Origin of the sequence: Pseudomonas coleopterorum (assembly GCF_900105555.1) — a bacterium.
In the GTDB taxonomy this organism is placed as follows: domain Bacteria; phylum Pseudomonadota; class Gammaproteobacteria; order Pseudomonadales; family Pseudomonadaceae; genus Aquipseudomonas; species Aquipseudomonas coleopterorum.
This window is the reverse complement of record NZ_FNTZ01000001.1, coordinates 2526888-2544059: the sequence shown is the minus strand read 5'-3', so window position 1 is coordinate 2544059 and position 17172 is coordinate 2526888. Positions and strand designations below refer to the sequence as shown.

General features: G+C 54.0%; 12 protein-coding genes. 8 read left to right on the top strand and 4 right to left on the bottom strand.

The features are described from left to right. Window positions 1-14: 14 nt before the first annotated feature. The 8 genes from BLV18_RS11310 (at window position 15) to BLV18_RS11275 (ending at window position 10832) form a co-directional block, all read left to right on the top strand. Entirely contained in the window at window positions 15-1376 is a 1362-nt protein-coding gene (locus tag BLV18_RS11310; RefSeq protein ID WP_090358575.1) for a phosphohexomutase domain-containing protein, read from the top strand. Window positions 1377-1378: 2 nt separating this feature from the next. After that, window positions 1379-2173 (top strand): ABC transporter permease, encoded by a 795-nt coding sequence (locus BLV18_RS11305; RefSeq protein WP_090358573.1) that lies wholly within the window; start codon window positions 1379-1381, stop codon window positions 2171-2173. After that, window positions 2170-3384, top strand: a complete 1215-nt coding sequence (locus BLV18_RS11300; protein ID WP_056842871.1) for an ABC transporter ATP-binding protein — start codon at window positions 2170-2172, stop codon at window positions 3382-3384. The genes BLV18_RS11305 and BLV18_RS11300 overlap by 4 nt, the downstream gene beginning before the upstream one ends. After that, complete coding sequence (locus tag BLV18_RS11295) at window positions 3384-4913, top strand: methyltransferase domain-containing protein (RefSeq protein ID WP_090358571.1); 1530 nt, start codon at window positions 3384-3386, stop codon at window positions 4911-4913. Before BLV18_RS11300 ends, BLV18_RS11295 begins: the two co-directional genes overlap by 1 nt. Beyond that, window positions 4914-7442: a glycosyltransferase family 4 protein gene (locus BLV18_RS11290; RefSeq protein ID WP_090358569.1), complete on the top strand. Its 2529-nt coding sequence runs from the start codon at window positions 4914-4916 to the stop codon at window positions 7440-7442. Window positions 7443-7778: 336 nt separating this feature from the next. Further along, complete coding sequence (locus tag BLV18_RS11285) at window positions 7779-8777, top strand: glycosyltransferase family 2 protein (RefSeq protein ID WP_090358567.1); 999 nt, start codon at window positions 7779-7781, stop codon at window positions 8775-8777. Continuing rightward, complete coding sequence (locus BLV18_RS11280; protein ID WP_090358565.1) at window positions 8774-9112, top strand: EamA family transporter; 339 nt, start codon at window positions 8774-8776, stop codon at window positions 9110-9112. Before BLV18_RS11285 ends, BLV18_RS11280 begins: the two co-directional genes overlap by 4 nt. 58 nt (window positions 9113-9170) lie before the next feature. Then, window positions 9171-10832: a hypothetical protein gene (locus BLV18_RS11275; RefSeq protein ID WP_139211015.1), complete on the top strand. Its 1662-nt coding sequence runs from the start codon at window positions 9171-9173 to the stop codon at window positions 10830-10832. Between the two features lie 30 nt (window positions 10833-10862). Here the strand turns inward: BLV18_RS11275 and BLV18_RS11270 are convergent, their stop codons facing one another. The 4 genes from BLV18_RS11270 to BLV18_RS11255 form a co-directional block, all read right to left on the bottom strand. Then, a complete protein-coding gene (locus BLV18_RS11270; RefSeq protein ID WP_090358561.1) occupies window positions 10863-11945 on the bottom strand; it encodes an acyltransferase family protein in 1083 nt (360 codons plus the stop codon). A 122-nt stretch (window positions 11946-12067) separates the two neighbouring features. Next, on the bottom strand, window positions 12068-14134 hold the full coding sequence (locus BLV18_RS11265; RefSeq protein WP_090358560.1) for a DUF7024 domain-containing protein: 2067 nt from the start codon (window positions 14132-14134) through the stop codon (window positions 12068-12070). Window positions 14135-14739: 605 nt separating this feature from the next. After that, window positions 14740-15915 (bottom strand): nucleotide sugar dehydrogenase, encoded by a 1176-nt coding sequence (locus BLV18_RS11260; RefSeq protein ID WP_090358559.1) that lies wholly within the window; start codon window positions 15913-15915, stop codon window positions 14740-14742. Then, a complete protein-coding gene (locus tag BLV18_RS11255) occupies window positions 15916-17154 on the bottom strand; it encodes a GT-D fold domain-containing protein (RefSeq protein WP_090358558.1) in 1239 nt (412 codons plus the stop codon). Window positions 17155-17172: the final 18 nt, after the last annotated feature.

Genomic DNA, 17172 nt, shown 5'->3' with positions numbered 1-17172 from the left:
AGCGAGCGATTGCCATGTATCCCCCTCTTCAGACCCGTTGCTTCAAGGCCTACGACATCCGCGGCCAGGTTCCCGCCGACCTCAATGACGACATCGCCTACCGTATCGGTCGTGCGCTGGTGTCCGAGCTGCATGGCAAGGCCTATGTGGTCGGTCGCGACATGCGCCTGGAAAGCCCAGGCCTGGCCGCTGCCCTGATCAAGGGCCTCACCGAGGCGGGCGCCGATGTACTCGACCTGGGCCTGTGCGGCACCGAAGAAGTCTACTTCGCCACCAGCCACCTCAAGGCCGATGGCGGCATCATGATCACCGCCAGCCATAACCCCAAGGGTTACAACGGCATGAAACTGGTGCGCGAGCACTCCAAGCCGATCAGCGGCGACACGGGCCTCGATGCCATTCGCGCCCGCGTGGAAGCCGGTAACTTCGACGACAAGGCAGCCACTGCAGGCCACGTTCGCGAAGTGTTCGACAAGAGCGCCTACATCGAGCACCTGCTCACCTACATCGACGTCAAATCGCTCAAGCCGCTCAAGGTCCTGGCCGATCCGGGTAACGGCGCAGTCGGCCCGACCATCGAGCTGCTCAAAGCCAAGCTTCCACTGGAACTGATCGTCATTAACGGCGAGCCAGACGGCAACTTCCCCAACGGCGTGCCCAACCCGCTGCTGCCGGAGAACCGCGAGCTGACCCGCAAGGCCTTGCTGGAAAACGGCGCCGACATGGGTATCGCCTGGGACGGCGACTTCGACCGTTGCTTCTTCTTCGACGACAAGGGCCGCTTCATCGAGGGTTACTACCTCGTCGGTCTGTTGGCTGAAATGCTGCTGAAGAAGCACCCCGGCAGCAAGATCATCCACGACCCGCGCCTGACCTGGAATACCATCGAACAGGTCGAGGCCGCCGGCGGCGTTGCCATCCAGAGCAAGACCGGCCACGCCTTCATCAAGGAGCGCATGCGCGCCGAAGACGCCGTGTACGGCGGCGAGATGAGCGCCCACCATTATTTCCGCGACTTCGCCTACTGCGACAGCGGCAATATCCCGTGGCTGCTGGTCGCCGAGTTGATGAGCGTCACCGGCAAGACCCTGGCCCAACTGGTGGACGAGCGCATCGCAGCGTTCCCGTGCAGCGGCGAGATCAACTACGAAGTCGCCGACGTTAAAGGCTCCATCGAGAAGATCCTGGCGTTCTACACCGCCCAGAACCCCAGCGTCGACCGTACCGACGGCATCAGCGTCGAGTTCGCCGACTGGCGCTTCAGCCTGCGGGGTTCGAACACCGAGCCATTGCTGCGCCTGAACGTGGAAAGCCGCGGCAGCGAAGAATTGGTGGCTCAGCGTGTCGCTGAGATTGAGCGTTTGATCAAAGGATAATTATGTTTGGCATGTTAAGAGGCATCTGGGACTACAGAGGCTTCATCGTCACCTCCATCAAGAACGAGTTCGTCGCGCGCTTTGCGCGCAGCAAACTCGGTGGCCTCTGGATGATCATTCATCCCCTGGCCCAGGTCGCTATCTACGCGCTCATCCTGTCGAACGTGCTCGGCGCCCGCTTGCCGGGCATCGACAACAAGTACGCCTACGCGCTGTATCTGATTGCCGGGATCCTGGCCTGGAACCTGTTCGCGGAGATCGTCGGGCGCTGCCTGACGGTGTTCATCGAGCAGGGCAACCTGATGAAGAAGATGCGCTTTCCGCGTATTGCGTTGCCCGTCATCGTCGTGGGCTCGTGCCTGCTGAACAACCTGCTGCTGTTTGGCGCAGTGCTGATCATCTTCGCGGTGTTGGGGCACTCGCCCAATATCCAGATGTTCTGGCTCATCCCCCTGACGTTTGCCGTGGTGGCACTGGCCATTGGTATTGGTCTGGTGCTGGGCGTATTGAACGTGTTCCTGCGCGACATCGGGCAAGTGGTTCCGATCATCTTGCAGGTGTGGTTCTGGTTCACGCCCATCGTCTATTCGGTCAACATCGTGCCCGACTACCTGAAAGGCACGCTGGACATCAACCCGATGTATCCCATCGTCACCGCCTACCACAATGTGCTGGTCTACAAGGTTTCGCCTGATCTTCAGCAGATCGGCGTGACGTTCCTGATTGCCGTCGGCCTGATGCTGCTGGGGCTGTTCCTGTTCCGCCGGGCATCCGCAGAAATGGTGGACTCGCTATGACTCTTCTTGCAGTCACCAACGTAGGCAAGGCCTACCGCACCTATCGTTCGGAATGGCAGCGCCTAGCGCGCTGGTTCTATCTGCCGGTTAGCGCGAGCCAGGAACACTGGGTACTCAAGCACATCAGCTTCAATATCGAGGCGGGTGAAGCGATCGGCATCGTGGGCCAGAACGGTGCTGGCAAGTCCACGCTGTTGAAGATGATCACCGGCACGCTGCAACCGACCGAAGGCAAGGTGCAGGTGAACGGGCGCATAGCCGCGATTCTCGAGTTGGGCATGGGCTTCAACGCCGAACTCACCGGACGGCAGAACGTTTACCACGCAGCCGGTTTGATGGGTTTCAACACAGCCCAGATCGATGGCGTCATTGAAGACATCGAAGCCTTCGCCGAGATCGGCGAGTACTTCGACCAGGCCGTGCGCATGTACTCCAGCGGCATGCAGATGCGCGTGGCGTTTTCCGTGGCCACCGCGTTCCGCCCCGAGATCCTGATCATTGATGAGGCCTTGTCGGTAGGCGACAGCTATTTCCAGCACAAGAGCTTCGGGCGCATCAAGGAGTTCCAGAAAGCCGGCACGACGCTGCTGATCGTTTCCCACGATCGCGGTGCCATCCAGGCGCTGTGCAACCGGGCGATCCTGCTGGAGGGCGGCACCGTCATCAAGGACGGCTCGCCAGAGGAGGTGATGGACTACTACAACGCCATCATCGCCCAGAAGGAAAACTCTACCGTCGAAGTGCAGACCTTGGCAGACGGCGGCGTGCAAACGCGTTCGGGCAGCGGCAAGGCAGTCATCGATAGCGTAGCGCTCTACAACAGCGAAGGTGCTCCGGTCGAGTACGTGGCCGTAGGCGACGATGTGTGCCTGACCGTGAACGTCAAGGTCAACGCCGAGTTGCCGGAGCTGGTCGTCGGCTATGTCATCAAGGACCGTCTTGGTCAGGATGTATTCGGCACTAACACGCACCACCTCGAGTGTGTTCGAACTCATCTGAGCGAGGGCGATACGCTCTCTTACAAGTTTTCCTTCAGGGCCAGTCTGGGTGTCGGGTCCTATTCGGTGGCTGTGGCCCTGCATGCTACCGACAGTCATATCGCCGACAACTACGAGTGGCGCGACCTCGCTCTGGTGTTCAACGTAGTCAATATGTCGAAGAGTACTTTTGTGGGCCTGGCGTGGATGCCGCCGACTGTGGAGTGCAAGTAATGGACGACGGTTTCTATCGCGCTTTCGAAGACCGCTATCGTGGCTCTCGTGAACTGATTACCGAACGACTGAAAGCCTATCTGCCGTTCCTGTCTCCGCTCAAGAGCCTGTATCAGGATTATCCCGTTCTGGACCTGGGTTGCGGTCGCGGTGAGTGGCTGGAATTGCTGGTTGCCGAGGGCTATGCGCCGACCGGCGTGGATCTGGACGAAGGTATGCTCGAAGCCTGTCAGGCTCTTGACCTGCCAGCGCGCAACGTCGATGCCCTGGCCGCCCTGAAGGAGCTACCCGACAACAGTTTGATTGCGGTAACCGGGTTCCACATCGCCGAGCACATTCCATTTCCTGTGTTGCAGGAGCTCGTCGCCGAGGCACTGCGCGTCCTGCGCCCGGCTGGTTTGTTGATTCTGGAAACACCCAATGCCGAGAGTCTGGTAGTGGGTACCAATTCCTTCTACCTGGACCCGACCCACGAGCGGCCTTTGCCTAACTTGCTGCTGTCGTTTCTCGCCGAGCACGCTGGGTTTGCAAAGTCCAAAATCGTACGGCTGCAGGAGCGCGCCGAGTTGCGCGACGACGAGACCAAAGTCGGCGTGTGGGATGTTCTGTCCGGAACCAGTCCCGACTATGCGGTGGTAGGCCAGAAGCAGGCTCTACCCGAGCAACTCGAGGCATTCAACGCTGTATTCGACGCCGCCTACGGCGTCTCCCTGGACCAATTGGCAGTTCGTTATGATAAAGCGCTGGAGCGACGATTGAAGGGTATAGAAGGTGGGTTGGCCACCGCTCGGGAAGAATTCGTAACCCGTGATGGGTTGCAGGACCTGATGGATCGTATGCAGGCGCATCATGTGGAGCAAATAGCGTTGCTGCAGGAGCGTTTCAGCGAAACGACGGAAGCCCAGCATCAGCGCTTTAGTGAAGAGGCTGAAGCGCTGCAACTGCGTTTCAATGCTGAAGTGATGGCGCAACAGGAGCGTTTCAATCAAAGCATTCTCAGTTTGCAGCAGCATTGCTCAGGCTTGCAGACCGGAATGAATAACGTTCAACAGAGCTACAGCGACGCGATGGCGCAGACTGAACAAGTCAGGGCTGAGCTCAATGCCTCACTGGGTAATGCTCACCATTGGTACCTGCGAGCTACGGCCTACGAGCAACAGCTGCAAGCTGTGCATTCCAGTACTTCGTGGCGCGTCACGGCACCCTTTCGCGCATTGGTGGAAGCGATGCACTGGCCGTTTCAGTCCGGAAAATCTGCAACTGGTCGCACACTGCGCAAGGTCGCGCCGCACGCGCGCCTTTGGGTGGCCCGTCGGCCCGCGATCCATCGGCCGGTGATAGCGTTTCTCGACCGCAACCCACGACTCACCGCCAAGCTGCGCCAGTTGTACCAGCAAGCAGCCCACGCCGAGGCGGTACACAACGCAGCTGACCCACAACACGGCGTCATCGATCACGCGCCGTTGACAGAGCGGGGCCGCCATATCGAGCGCGCCCTGATGCAAGCCATGACGAAGGACCAGAACTGAATGCGTATCGTAATTGACATGCAGGGTGCGCAAACTGAAAGTCGTTTCAGAGGTATTGGGCGTTACAGTCTGTCACTCGCGCAGGGCATCGCCCGCAACCGCGGTGAGCACGAAGTGTTTCTGGTACTCAACGGCATGCTCAGCGAGAGCATCGAGAACATCCGCGCCGCCTTCGTCGGGTTGTTGCCGCAGAGTCATATCCGCGTCTGGTACGCAGAAGGTCCGGTGAGTGATCGTGACCCTGCCAATGCCGCGCGGCGGCAAGTGGCGGAGTTGATTCGCCAGGCCTGCATCGATGATCTGCAGCCTGACGTCGTTCACGTGACCAGCGCCGTAGAAGGTTATATCGACGATGCCGCGATTGGCAGTCCGACACTGGATACCGGTGCAGTGGTGAGTGCGACGCTGTACGACCTCATTCCTCTGGTCAGCACCAAGCAGTATCTGGATCCCAACCCCGGCTACAAGCGGCACTACCTGGAAAAGGTAGAAGCGTTCAAGCAATACGATCTGCTGTTGTCGATTTCCGAGTTCGCCCGGGATGAGGCGCTATCACTGTTGCCGCTGAACGAGTCTGACATCGTCAATGTATCGACTGCGGCCGACGATGTGTTCCGACCTATTTCACTCAGTCTCGACGAGCGCGCGGCCGTCGTGAAGAAGTTCGCTCTGCATGACAAGTTCGTGCTCTATTCCGGCGGCGCTGACGACCGCAAGAACCTGCCCCAACTGATCAAGGCGTTCGCCAACATCAAGGCGGAGCTGGGCGATATTCAGCTGGTGTTCGCCGGGAAGATGCCCGAGTACCACATCAACAGCTACAAGACGCTGGCGCGCGCACAGGGCCTGGGTAATTCGGACCTGATCTTCACCGGCTACATCACCGACGAAGAGCTGGTGGCCCTTTACAGCATGTGCCGACTGTACGTGTTTCCTTCCTGGCACGAGGGCTTCGGTCTGCCTCCTCTGGAGGCCATGAAGTGCGGAGCTCCGGTAATCGGCGCGAACACTTCCAGCGTTCCGGAAGTGATCGGCTGGAAGGAAGCGATGTTCGATCCATTCGACATTTCGGCCATCGCCAGAAAGCTGCGTCAGGCACTGGTGGACGATGAGTTCCGCGCAGCACTGGCCGCGCATGGCCTGGAACGTTCTCAGGCATTCTCGTGGGATCTCAGCGGCAAGGCAGCCATAGCGGCGTTCGAGATGGCGTTGGAGCGCTCGGACAAACCTGCAGCAACGGCAACCACACAGATCGACGCCACTCAGGCCTTGGTAGATGCTTTGGCTGCGACCGGGCACCTGAGCAACAGGGCAGTGGACGTTTCGCTCCTTGCCAAGGCCATCGACTATTCGATTCAGGGCGTCAGCGAAAAACCGACCTTGTTCGTGGACATCTCCGAGCTGTGCAAGCACGACGGCAAAAGCGGCATCCAGCGCGTCGTGCGCAGCATTCTTCTGGAATGGCTGACCAACGCCCCAGCAGGCTACGTCGTCAAGCCCGTGTACACAAAAGCCGGTGAGCCGTTCTACCGCTATGCGGCCAAGTTCACCACGATGTTCCTGGGCAAAGAAGCCAGCGAAGCCGAAATCGACGAAGCGATAAGCTACCGCGCCGGCGACGTCTACATCTGCCTGGACCTGCTGATGGATGTACTGCCTCACAAGCAGTCCTACCTCGATACGATGCGTGCGCATGGCGTCAGCATCTTCTTCGTAGTCTACGACCTGCTTATCCTGCAATTACCGCATTGCTTCGTGGAAAGCCTGCAGGCGCACTACATCAAGTGGATTAACGCCGTCGCGCATTACGACGGTGCGATGTGTATTTCCCACGCGGTGGCCGATGAGCTGCGCGAGTGGTTGGTCGAGAATGCGCCAGAGCGCAGTCGGCCTTTCCATATCGGCGCGTTCCACCTTGGTGCGGACATCGATCAATCGATGCCGTCCACTGGCGTGCCTGAAAGTCCGGGGTTGCGTATCGAATCCCTTAGTCCTTCCCCCAGCTTTCTCATGGTGGGCACGCTTGAGCCCCGTAAGGGTCATGCGCAGGCTTTGGACGCCTTCGAACTGCTGTGGAAGGCAGGTCATAACGCCAACTTGATCATCGTAGGCAAGCACGGCTGGCTGGTTGACGAGCTGGCGGCGCGCCTGACCGGGCATGCGGAGTTGGGTAAACGTTTGCTGTGGCTGGAAGGTGTGAGCGATGAATACCTTGAGCATCTCTACAATGAGGCCGACTGCCTAGTGGCCGCCTCCTATGGTGAAGGCTTCGGCCTGCCCCTGATCGAGGCCGCACAGTACAACCTGCCGATCTTCGCGCGAGATCTGGCGGTGTTTCGCGAAGTGGCGGGGGAGTATGCGTACTACTTCGAAGGGACCGAGACTCAGGAGATCGCAGATAGGCTGGCTGACTGGTTGGCCCTGTATCAGGAGAGCAAGCATCCGCGTTCCGATGAAATGCCATGGCTGACGTGGAAACAAAGCGCTCAGCAGCTGATTGATGAACTGGACCGCGTGGCTGAGCGGTGAGTCTTGAGTAAGGGCGGAAGACCCAACCCTTGACGCGGATCAGTGAGTCGATAATGGCGCGGGCGGAGCAGGGAAAAACGGCGCAAGAGCCGCGGTGTCCGCGACTGAGGGCATGACCTCCCCAAACCAGTCGTATCAAGGTATTCTTGCGCGCTGGTTCAAGCCCTGCTTGAGCGTTGTGGCCACGCGCTAAAGGTTAGTAAAAGGCTTTTTTGGTCGGGTCCGGTTCCTCTCGACATCCGGCGAGACGTTTTTTAACCCGGCTTCTCACGTAAGCCGGGCAGCTATCACCTGCAAAGATGGAGTGATTGCCGATGACACTGAATGGAGTTGGAAATGGTAGTAAATGATGTGAAGGTGGCCGTCGTCATCCCGAGCTACAAGGTGAAGGCACACATTCTAGGTGTCATCAAGAGCATCGGGTCCGAGATTCAGACCATCTATGTGGTGGACGACTGCTGCCCGGAAGGGTCCGGCGATTTCGTTGAGCTGCATAATCAGGATCCGCGCGTCGTAGTCCTGCGCAATCCTGAGAACCAAGGCGTTGGCGGCGCGGTGATGACTGGCTATCAGGCCGCCCTGGCCGACGGTGTAGACATCGTTGTGAAGATCGATGGTGACGGGCAAATGGACCCAACGTTGATCGAAAGCTTCATTTCTCCGATCTTGCTGGGTGATGCCGACTATACCAAGGGCAACCGCTTTTACGATCTGGAAAAGATTTCGGCCATGCCGAAAATGCGGCTGTTCGGAAATGCTGTTCTCTCGTTCATGACCAAACTTTCGTCTGGTTATTGGGATCTGTTCGATCCTACCAATGGGTTCACGGCCATTCATACCGATGTGGTGCGTCATTTGCCGTTCAACAGAATCAGCCGTCGATACTTCTTCGAAACTGACATGCTTTTCCGGCTCAATACCCTGAGGGCTGTCGTCGTCGATATCCCTATGGATGCAAAGTACGAAGACGAAGTCAGCAACCTCAAGATATCAAAAGTGGTCGGCGAGTTTTTGTTCAAGCACATCCGTAACTTCGGAAAGCGCATTTTCTATAATTACTACTTGCGAGGAATGTCGCTGGCTTCGCTGGAGCTCCCGATCGCCTTGGTACTTCTGGTCTGGGGCGGTGGTTTTGGCATATCGCACTGGATCGAATCCATGAACACCGATATCCCGACGCCAGCAGGTACGGTAATGCTGTCGGCGCTGCCGGTGATCATCGGAGTGCAACTACTGCTCGCCTTCATCGGTCATGACATCGCCTCAGGACCGAAGCACCCATTCCATCGGACTCGCAAGAAAGTGAAGGTCAAAGCGCGGGAAGAGCTTCAATGATCTACTTCGTAGCCATACTGTGCGTATTGGGCATTGCGGGTGGCCAGATTCTGTTCAAGTTGAGTGCCGCATCGTTGCATCGCTCGGGCAGCATTTTCGATACGCACACCTTGATGACGCTTTTCACCGCCTTTGCGTTGTATGGCATCACAACCATCGCCTGGGTTTGGGTCCTGCAGAAGATCGATCTAGGCAAGGCTTATCCCCTGATGGCCATGGCCTTCATCTTGGTGCCTATCGGTAGCCATTTCGTGTTTGGCGAACGCTTCAGTGTTCAGTACTTCATCGGTGTAGCCTTGATCATGGCGGGTATTGTCGTCGCTTTGAAAGGTTGATCCCACGGGGTCCACGGATCCCGTCGTTTACTCATTCAGTTTAACGGATGCGCATTCAGTGGAAGCCACCGGTCACAGTAACTCTCCTATAAAAACATTGGCCAGACTTGCACTCATAGTAATGGCCATGTGTTTCTTCCTGTATATCCAGTTCCGGGTGCAGATCGGTAACGGATTCAGTACGCTATATGGCGATAGCTACGATTCGGCAATTGTCGTCGCGATACTCGAGCATTGGTCGAATGTCTTTAGGGGCAGCTCCCAATGGTCACAACTGTATTATTTCTACCCTTACAAAAATACGCTTGCTCAAACCGATGGCTATTTCCTCATCGGGATCATTTATTCAATCATCAGGCAGTTCGGACTCGACCCTTTCATTTCTTCCGAGTTTTCCAACATGACCGAGCGTGCCATAGGCTATCTAGGGTTCTACTGGATGATACGCAGCGTTTTTCGGGTGGGTTATGGATGGGCTATTTTCTCGGCAGGGCTGTTCCTGATAGCTAATAATCTAACTGTCCATGGTACTCGTGTGCAGCTGGCAACGCTGGCTTTCGCGCCCTTTGTAGCTGTGTTGCTGAACAAGGCCTATACGAGTTTGATGGCCCGTCGGCGCTTATCGCTCTTGGGCTGGGGAAGCGGCGCAGGCGCAGCGTTAGGCGCTTGGGCAATCACATGTTTCTACATTACGTGGTTCTTCCTGTTTTTTGCCCTGGTTCTTTCTGTAGTGCTGTACGTGTCCGCCAGCGCGACGCAACGTTCTGCATTGTTGGAAGTAGTCAAAGAGCAGAGGCTGGCGCTGCTTGCCATCGCAATGGTGGCGGTTGTTTCCATGCTGCCTTTACTGAGCGTGTATCTGCCCAAGGCCGCAGAGTCGGGCGTGCGGCCTTACGAGTCTGCACTAAACTTCGCCGTTACCTTGCCGGGCATTTTGCAGGTCGGTGAGACCAACGTGATGTTCGGCCATGCTTACACGCGGTTTCTCGCTTGGGCACAGCCTGGCTATCAGCCCATGGGGGAGTATTACAACACCGGTGTAGCTCCGATTCTGTTTGTGTTCTTTTGCCTGGCGGTAGTGACGAGTTACGCACGCAGGCAAGGTGGCTCTGTCAACAGATTGGTTTGGTCTGTCGCTGTGGCCACGATCATCACATGGCTTTGCGTGATCAAGGTAGGCACTTTCAGCTTGTGGTATTTGGTCTATCACACGGTTCCAGGTGCCAAGGCACTCAATGTGATTGGTGCGTACCAGATCTTTCTAATCTTTCCGATCCTCGTGGTTGTCACTCTGTACTTGGAAAAATGGATGCCCCGTTTTTCGAGCGTGACTCTGATTTTGATCGGCATAGTATTGGTCGTGGAGGAGCTCAACGATGCGTACATCGTACTGGATCGCCAAGCAGAGGTTGAAAAGATAACTGGACTCGTTGGAGCACCACAGCAGTGCAGCTTTTTTTATGTTAGCAGTTGGGGTGATCAGGTAACCCCTACAGCAAAAATCTATGCACATAATGTGAGTGCGATGATCATAGCCGAGCTTCTGAGGATGCCTACGATCAACGGTTTTGCGTCGTTCAACCCTCCGGACTGGAATTTCGCCAATCCAGACAGCGACGACTACGACAACAGGATGCGCAGTTATGCCTACAGTCACCAGATAAACCGCGTGTGCAAGCTGGATCTACCCAGCAAGCAGTGGCAGTTGATTGTCCCTTAGCGTTTTCAAGATCGTGTCGATCGATAGGATTCAAATCGTGTGTCGCCCCAGCGATCGTAGATAGCGCTGTGCTGGACGCTCAAGGTGTCTGTGACAAAGTAGACTCAGTGGAATCAGCACGACGAAGAAAGCCGTCATTGTCCAACCCTGATAGAAAACCGATCGCTCGAAGCCTAAACCATCGGTTATCAATGCGAAGACAATCTGTAGTGGAAAATGGATAAGGTATGACGAATAGCTGATGTCTCCGAGTACTGCGGAAGATCGCAGTACATTCGGCCAGTGATGGCCCATCGCTGCTAGGGCAGCAATCGTCGTTGGAAAGCACAAGCACATCACAGCGTTCGCATTTACTTCTCCAGATGTGGCAATGTAAACCCATGTAGCCAAGCAAAGCAGAGTCATCGTAACGCAGGCATTGCCGCTACTCATCTGTCGCCGTGCGGCATCAAATACTCCATACGTGATGCCGCCTATGTAAAAGCATAATACACCACTGCCTAACTTGTATTGCTCAGGGTAAAGATACCATCCCAGCGCACAGGCAGCGATGGTCAGTGGGTACTTGAACCTTCCTATTAGGCACATCAGGAAGAACGATAGGTAAAGCAGCATCTCGACTGACACCGACCAGATCGGAGCGTTGAATGACCACCCCTTTTCGAAGCCCCATGCAGGGATGAGCAGAATGTTCAATAGTGCGTGGTAACCATCGTTGGCCTGATAGACAAAGTAAGTCGAGTGCACTGCGACATAGATCCACTGCAGCGTTGCGACTAGCACGAAGGTGGCAATGTGAAGTGGATAAAGACGACTGAAACGGTCAACTGCAAAACGTCTAGCGCTTATCGTTCGCCTTTCGATGCCAGTCGAAAAAAGCCAAAAAAAGACGAACCCTGAAATCGAAAAAAATAGCTGCACGGCAAGACCGCCATAATGATAAAGCGGTGCGAATAGCTGAAAGAAAGGCTGATTGCTTATGACATAGCCAGCGGGATTATCGCCGACATAGAAAAAATGTTGCCAATGCCAAAACACTACACAAAGCGCTGCAATACCGCGCAGCGCATCCAACGTGTATAGCCTAGTGGGGGGAGGGGTAGGATTGATCATGAAGGTCCGAAAAGATCCACCAACGTTTAGGGGGGCTACGATGAACTGGACAGAAAACCGTCCGACCACGCGGAAGGTATGAGCTAATCTGCCATACCTTCCACTTCATACGGAGTCAACGGTCACTCAACGGGTCTAATGACTAGGTGCTCAATGCCAATCCCCAATGGGCGGCCGTCTTGGCTTAACGCCAACTGCTTCGGGGACGTGGGTAACGGCACCTTAATGAGCAATTCGTCAGCCCTTGTCGGATTTGCGATCTTGAGTGCATGTGTCGCCATACCCTCACCGATCTCCACCGGATAGTGAACGCCACCTATTTCAACATCAAACGATTGACCAGCATTAGGGCCAAACGCCTTTGCTGTCAGGGTTAGCTCGAAGACCGGAGGCAGTGCTTTCTTAAAGCTGATTTCGACTTTGGACTCATCGGACCATGTGCCCCAGGGCTCCGGATCTGACAGCCCGGTGACGGCTTCTACGGAACTGGGCAAAACACCTGTACGCAGATCGATAGCCAGCGGGTAGAGGGCGGGTATTTTCTTGGCAAGTGAATAGCCATTGAATCTCATGACATCGAAGTCGCCTTTGGCGAGATTGACATCCCCGACGATCAGAATCCACTTCTTGTCTGGCGCTGTTTGAGCTGCTGTATACGTCGTCCCTGGGACGTAGGATAGGTCGGGACCGGCATTCAGGTCTTCTATATAAAACAAGGTACGCAAGATCGACGCCGGGTTGTCACCTACCACCAACAGATGCGGAAACTCGGAAGCTGGCAGATAGCTTCGAGCGAATAAGCCAGCTTTGTCGAAGGCATCTGGCTCGATACGCTGCCGGATCTCCTCGTTATTGCATACCGTGCTGGTAAGGACCGCCAGTGGAAGATAAACAAACAGGAAAAAGCGAACACCGGTGTCTGCGGCTCTGTACCAGGTGATCACTGCGATGGCTGACAAACCTGCCAGGATCATGAACATAACATCGTTCAAGGCGTAGCCGCGCAGTTCCGGGTTGTCGATGAAACTCACCGTAAACGGCTGCATTTTGTTGACTGCGGCATAGCCAATAACTGCAACCGCGAGGATTACCAGGGCTAATCTGATGTACTTAAACTGCGCGGTGTGGGCCACGCCCATCTGAGAGCCAGCAGTGATGAACAGCAAAGGAAAGAGGAAATCATAGTAGCGCATATGCAGCCTGAATGCCGTTTCGATCGCATTGCTCCCGGCAACGGATGCCGAGAACAGCGCGACGATAGCAATCAGGTTCATGAATAGCATCAGCGTGCAGAAGGCTACGCGGTCCTGGGCCTGCAGCGGCTTAAAAGAGAGTGCCCTGAGTGCGCCAAGCACGACGATCACGACCGCTAGCCCGAACATCAAGATATTCGCAAGCAAATGGCCCTCGACGATCTTTGGGGCAGCCAGAAAGATGTCGATGTAGCGCTGTAACGTAGTAGCGTTAGATTCAAGCGTGGAGCTGTAGAAGCCACCAAATAGCGTCAAGCCTGCTTTGCCGGCCAAGAGGAAGCTAATGATGAATTTTGTCGCGAAAAGGCTACCCAAAAAGGCTGCTATAGCTGCAGTGCATCGGCGTACCCAGTTTTCTGCGCATTTATAGGTGAAGAACACGATGCAGACACAGAATGCCGGTACCGCGAAGAGGGCATGAGGTTTGATCAGCGACGAACATCCGACGATGAGACCGAAAATTGCCCACTTGCGGAGCGGCGATTGGGCGTTCAAGCTGAGAAAATACGCGATGCTCACCCAGAACGAAAAGAAGAACAGCGCCTCTGGCATGAAATACGCCGTATAGCTGTTGATCGGTCCAAGCATGCTTACCGCGACTATAAGCAGTGACACACCTGCACCGCAGCAGCGACGTGCCGTTAGGTAGATGAACGGAGCGGCAGCGACGAAGAAAAACGTGTTGTAAAGCTTGGTACACGCCATGAAGCCATCGCCACACACCAACGTTGACTTGAAAACCAGCAAGTACAGGTAGTTTGGGATAGAAGCTCTTGAGAAGGGCAGCAAGCGCGCCATGGAGCTGTAGGTGTACTCGTCACCGAGGACCGTGGGGTAGATGCCGCTGGAACGAAGCATCAGCAGCACGAAGGTGACCACCATGATGGCCAGCAATACGGTGGCTGCGCTCACGCGTGAGCTTTTCGGTATTTGCATCCCTTGACTTTCCTTTAAGTGGTGCTTGATCGGGGTTGGGTGGGTGAGGCTTGGATGGCAGGTCTCCCCCACACATTTACGAGAGCGTAGTAGGCCATCAGTGATATGAGCTCAAACGGTCCATACGAGAGCGACAGACCGGTGAAGACCTCCAACCTAGCATGACAGCGGTTCGCCATTGAATGAGCGCAGTCAAGAAAGTTGGTTGCTTGAAGGGATATTGGCTCACGGCAAGGGCCTACCAATAAATCGCGGCGAATCATGACCGGCGTGGAGGGTCACGATGTTCAAAGCTGTTGAGTGGGGCGAATTCATGCGCGGGAGTATAGCCAATTGTGAGACGCAGGCGGAGAAAACTGTTCTTTGCCGAGGCCACAGAGACGATGACTCGTACTGAAGATCGGTAGGCCAGAGGATGGAAAAATGTAGAAGATAGGGTCGTAAGAGAGGCAGCCCCTAAGATCTGCGAATAGTGCAAGCATGAATGTAATAGTCAGCGAAAAATGCACACTTACGGCGTGGCGAAAATGAGCATGAAGGTGGTTTTTACTGTCAGCGACACCTAGAAATGCCACTGACAATTGCGCGGCCAAACAGGCTATAGCTTAGTCTTGTCCAAATAGATCTCTGGTATAGACTCTGTCTATGACATCAGCTAGATCAGGTGAGAGTCTATTTGCAATGATCAAGTCTGCTTGAGACTTAAATAGCTCAAGGTCATTGATGACCCTTGAATTAAAAAATGAACCATCTTTAAGTGCTGGTTCATATATTATCACGTCGATGCCTTTGGCTTTGAGTCGCTTCATTACACCCTGAATCGACGAAGCCCTGAAATTATCAGAGCCAGTCTTCATCGTGAGTCTGTAGATGCCAGCGCACTTAGGTTTCAGCTTAATGATAGAATCGGCGATATAATCTTTTCTGGTGCTATTTGCATCAACGACCGCCTTGATAAGATTATTAGGAACTGCTGTGTAATTCGCAAGTAATTGTTTGGTGTCTTTAGGTAAGCAGTATCCGCCATAGCCAAAAGACGGATTATGATAATGCAGGCCAATCCGCGGATCTAAACCTACACCTCGAATTATATTGCGCGAGTCTAGTTTTTTGATTTGAGCATAGGTATCGAGCTCGTTGAAGAAGGCAACACGCATAGCGAGATATGTGTTTGCAAATAATTTGATCGCTTCAGCTTCGGTTGATTCGACAACAAGGGTAGGGGCGTCACCGCGCTCAGTGGCATTTAGGATAATGTCTGCAAATAAATGTGCAGAAGGTCCCTTACCCCCGACTATAATACGAGATGGAAACAGATTGTCATGTAGTGATGAGCCTTCTCTTAAGAACTCAGGTGAAAACACAATATCTGCGGACGGATAACGAGTTTTCATTTCTTCAGTGAAGCCGACAGGCACGGTGGATTTTATAACTATAATCGCAGTAGGACATATTCTGAGAGAGTCAGAAATAACCTGCTCCACGCTGCTTGTGTCGAAATGATTGAGTTCCGGGTCGTAGTCGGTTGGCGTTGCAATGATTATGAACTCTGCATTTGCATATGCGTGTTGCGGACATGTAGTTGCAGATAGTCGCAAATCTTCATTTGCGAAAAAATGGTTTATATCCGGGTCGATGACAGTCGACGATTTGCTGTTTATAAGATCGACTCTTGATGCTGAAATGTCGTAAGCGATCACATTGTGATGACGGGCTAACATGACTGCATTCGCAAGTCCAACATAACCTGTGCCCACTACTGTAATGTTGGTAGCTTTCATTTAGAAAAAATCCGGACGAGTTGGTTTGTTCAGCCATTTGTCCATGACAGAGCCGACATCTATTGCAATACCGCCACGAGCTTTTATTTCCAAGCTATAGAGCTTGCCAAGTATGCCTCCACCTACAAGACATACGAGTCCGGTGAAGTCGACCGTATTGATTGATTGTAGGGTTTGATAGAAACCATCGGGATAATGTTGGCCTTTAACAGAGTTTTCACCAAGCAAATGTGCGCGTGACGGCTCACCTGGGACAGGGATGTAGAGAACGTCGAGAATGCCAAACTTCAATTGCATCAGTTGGGCGGTTTCAGGGTGGCAAGAAATAATCGCGATTCGATCAAGATTGCATAGAAACTCTAAAAAATCGGGATGGTTTGATAATTCATAATGCATCAGTTGAGTGCACAGTGACATGTTCTCAAGAATTGCGGAGTTAGCAGCTAGTAATTTCACTACGTTGACGGTGCCAGGAAGCCCCCGAAGGCTGCCGATAGCGTGCTCATGTTCCAACCATGTCAACGGGGGAATCCCCAAAATATCAGCTTCACCTAATCGGAACGCCAGGTTATGCATAATTGACAAAAAGCTGTATCGATGGACAGCAACCTCCTCTCCGTACCATATATTCCAAAATTCAGTCCTATTGATACTTCGCATGGTATGATAAAGAATCTCATCTGCTTTGTCGTGGTTCAACCAAGTGCCTTCCCCATCGCCGAGTCTGATGAATGCGAAACCCTCTCGGTTATGAAGTGCCTCTCGCATACGTTGTATGACGTCCTCAACGAAAATCCAACCCTCTGACTGCTCGACTATTTGCTGATGACCCTCTTGGATACTAGCTATGGGATGCAGCTTTCTAAATCTCCTGAGTTCATCAAGTGCGCATACTCTCTCGATGATCAATTCGTGCGAAAAATCGATAATTGATATAAACTTGAAATAATCTTTGTCGTTATCATCCAGTATGACGAGCGTAAGTAGCTTATGGATGGTATCTATTTGCCCTGGGTTGCGGGTTAAAGCATGTTCGAGACACTGTCTGAGATTTAGTGAATCTTTTCTTATTTCATAAATGAGAGCGAGCTCATAATAGCCTTGCCACTCGAGGGGCATAGACTTGCATGCGAGAACCAGAGCTTTTTCAGCTAGTTCAAAATTTCCGTCGTTCCGCCATTGCACTCCTTGTACAAGGAGTGCGTTGTATTCTTCGATGCTGCTGAGAGTATTGTCCATAAAATTCTTCAGATGATG

Coding starts and splice junctions, on each gene's coding strand:
- BLV18_RS11310 (WP_090358575.1), top strand. CDS start 15: ATGTATCCCCCTCTTCAGACCCGTTGCTTCAAGGCCTACGACATCCGC.
- BLV18_RS11305 (WP_090358573.1), top strand. CDS start 1,379: ATGTTTGGCATGTTAAGAGGCATCTGGGACTACAGAGGCTTCATCGTC.
- BLV18_RS11300 (WP_056842871.1), top strand. CDS start 2,170: ATGACTCTTCTTGCAGTCACCAACGTAGGCAAGGCCTACCGCACCTAT.
- BLV18_RS11295 (WP_090358571.1), top strand. CDS start 3,384: ATGGACGACGGTTTCTATCGCGCTTTCGAAGACCGCTATCGTGGCTCT.
- BLV18_RS11290 (WP_090358569.1), top strand. CDS start 4,914: ATGCGTATCGTAATTGACATGCAGGGTGCGCAAACTGAAAGTCGTTTC.
- BLV18_RS11285 (WP_090358567.1), top strand. CDS start 7,779: ATGGTAGTAAATGATGTGAAGGTGGCCGTCGTCATCCCGAGCTACAAG.
- BLV18_RS11280 (WP_090358565.1), top strand. CDS start 8,774: ATGATCTACTTCGTAGCCATACTGTGCGTATTGGGCATTGCGGGTGGC.
- BLV18_RS11270 (WP_090358561.1), bottom strand. CDS start 11,945: ATGATCAATCCTACCCCTCCCCCCACTAGGCTATACACGTTGGATGCG.
- BLV18_RS11265 (WP_090358560.1), bottom strand. CDS start 14,134: ATGCAAATACCGAAAAGCTCACGCGTGAGCGCAGCCACCGTATTGCTG.
- BLV18_RS11260 (WP_090358559.1), bottom strand. CDS start 15,915: ATGAAAGCTACCAACATTACAGTAGTGGGCACAGGTTATGTTGGACTT.
- BLV18_RS11255 (WP_090358558.1), bottom strand. CDS start 17,154: ATGGACAATACTCTCAGCAGCATCGAAGAATACAACGCACTCCTTGTA.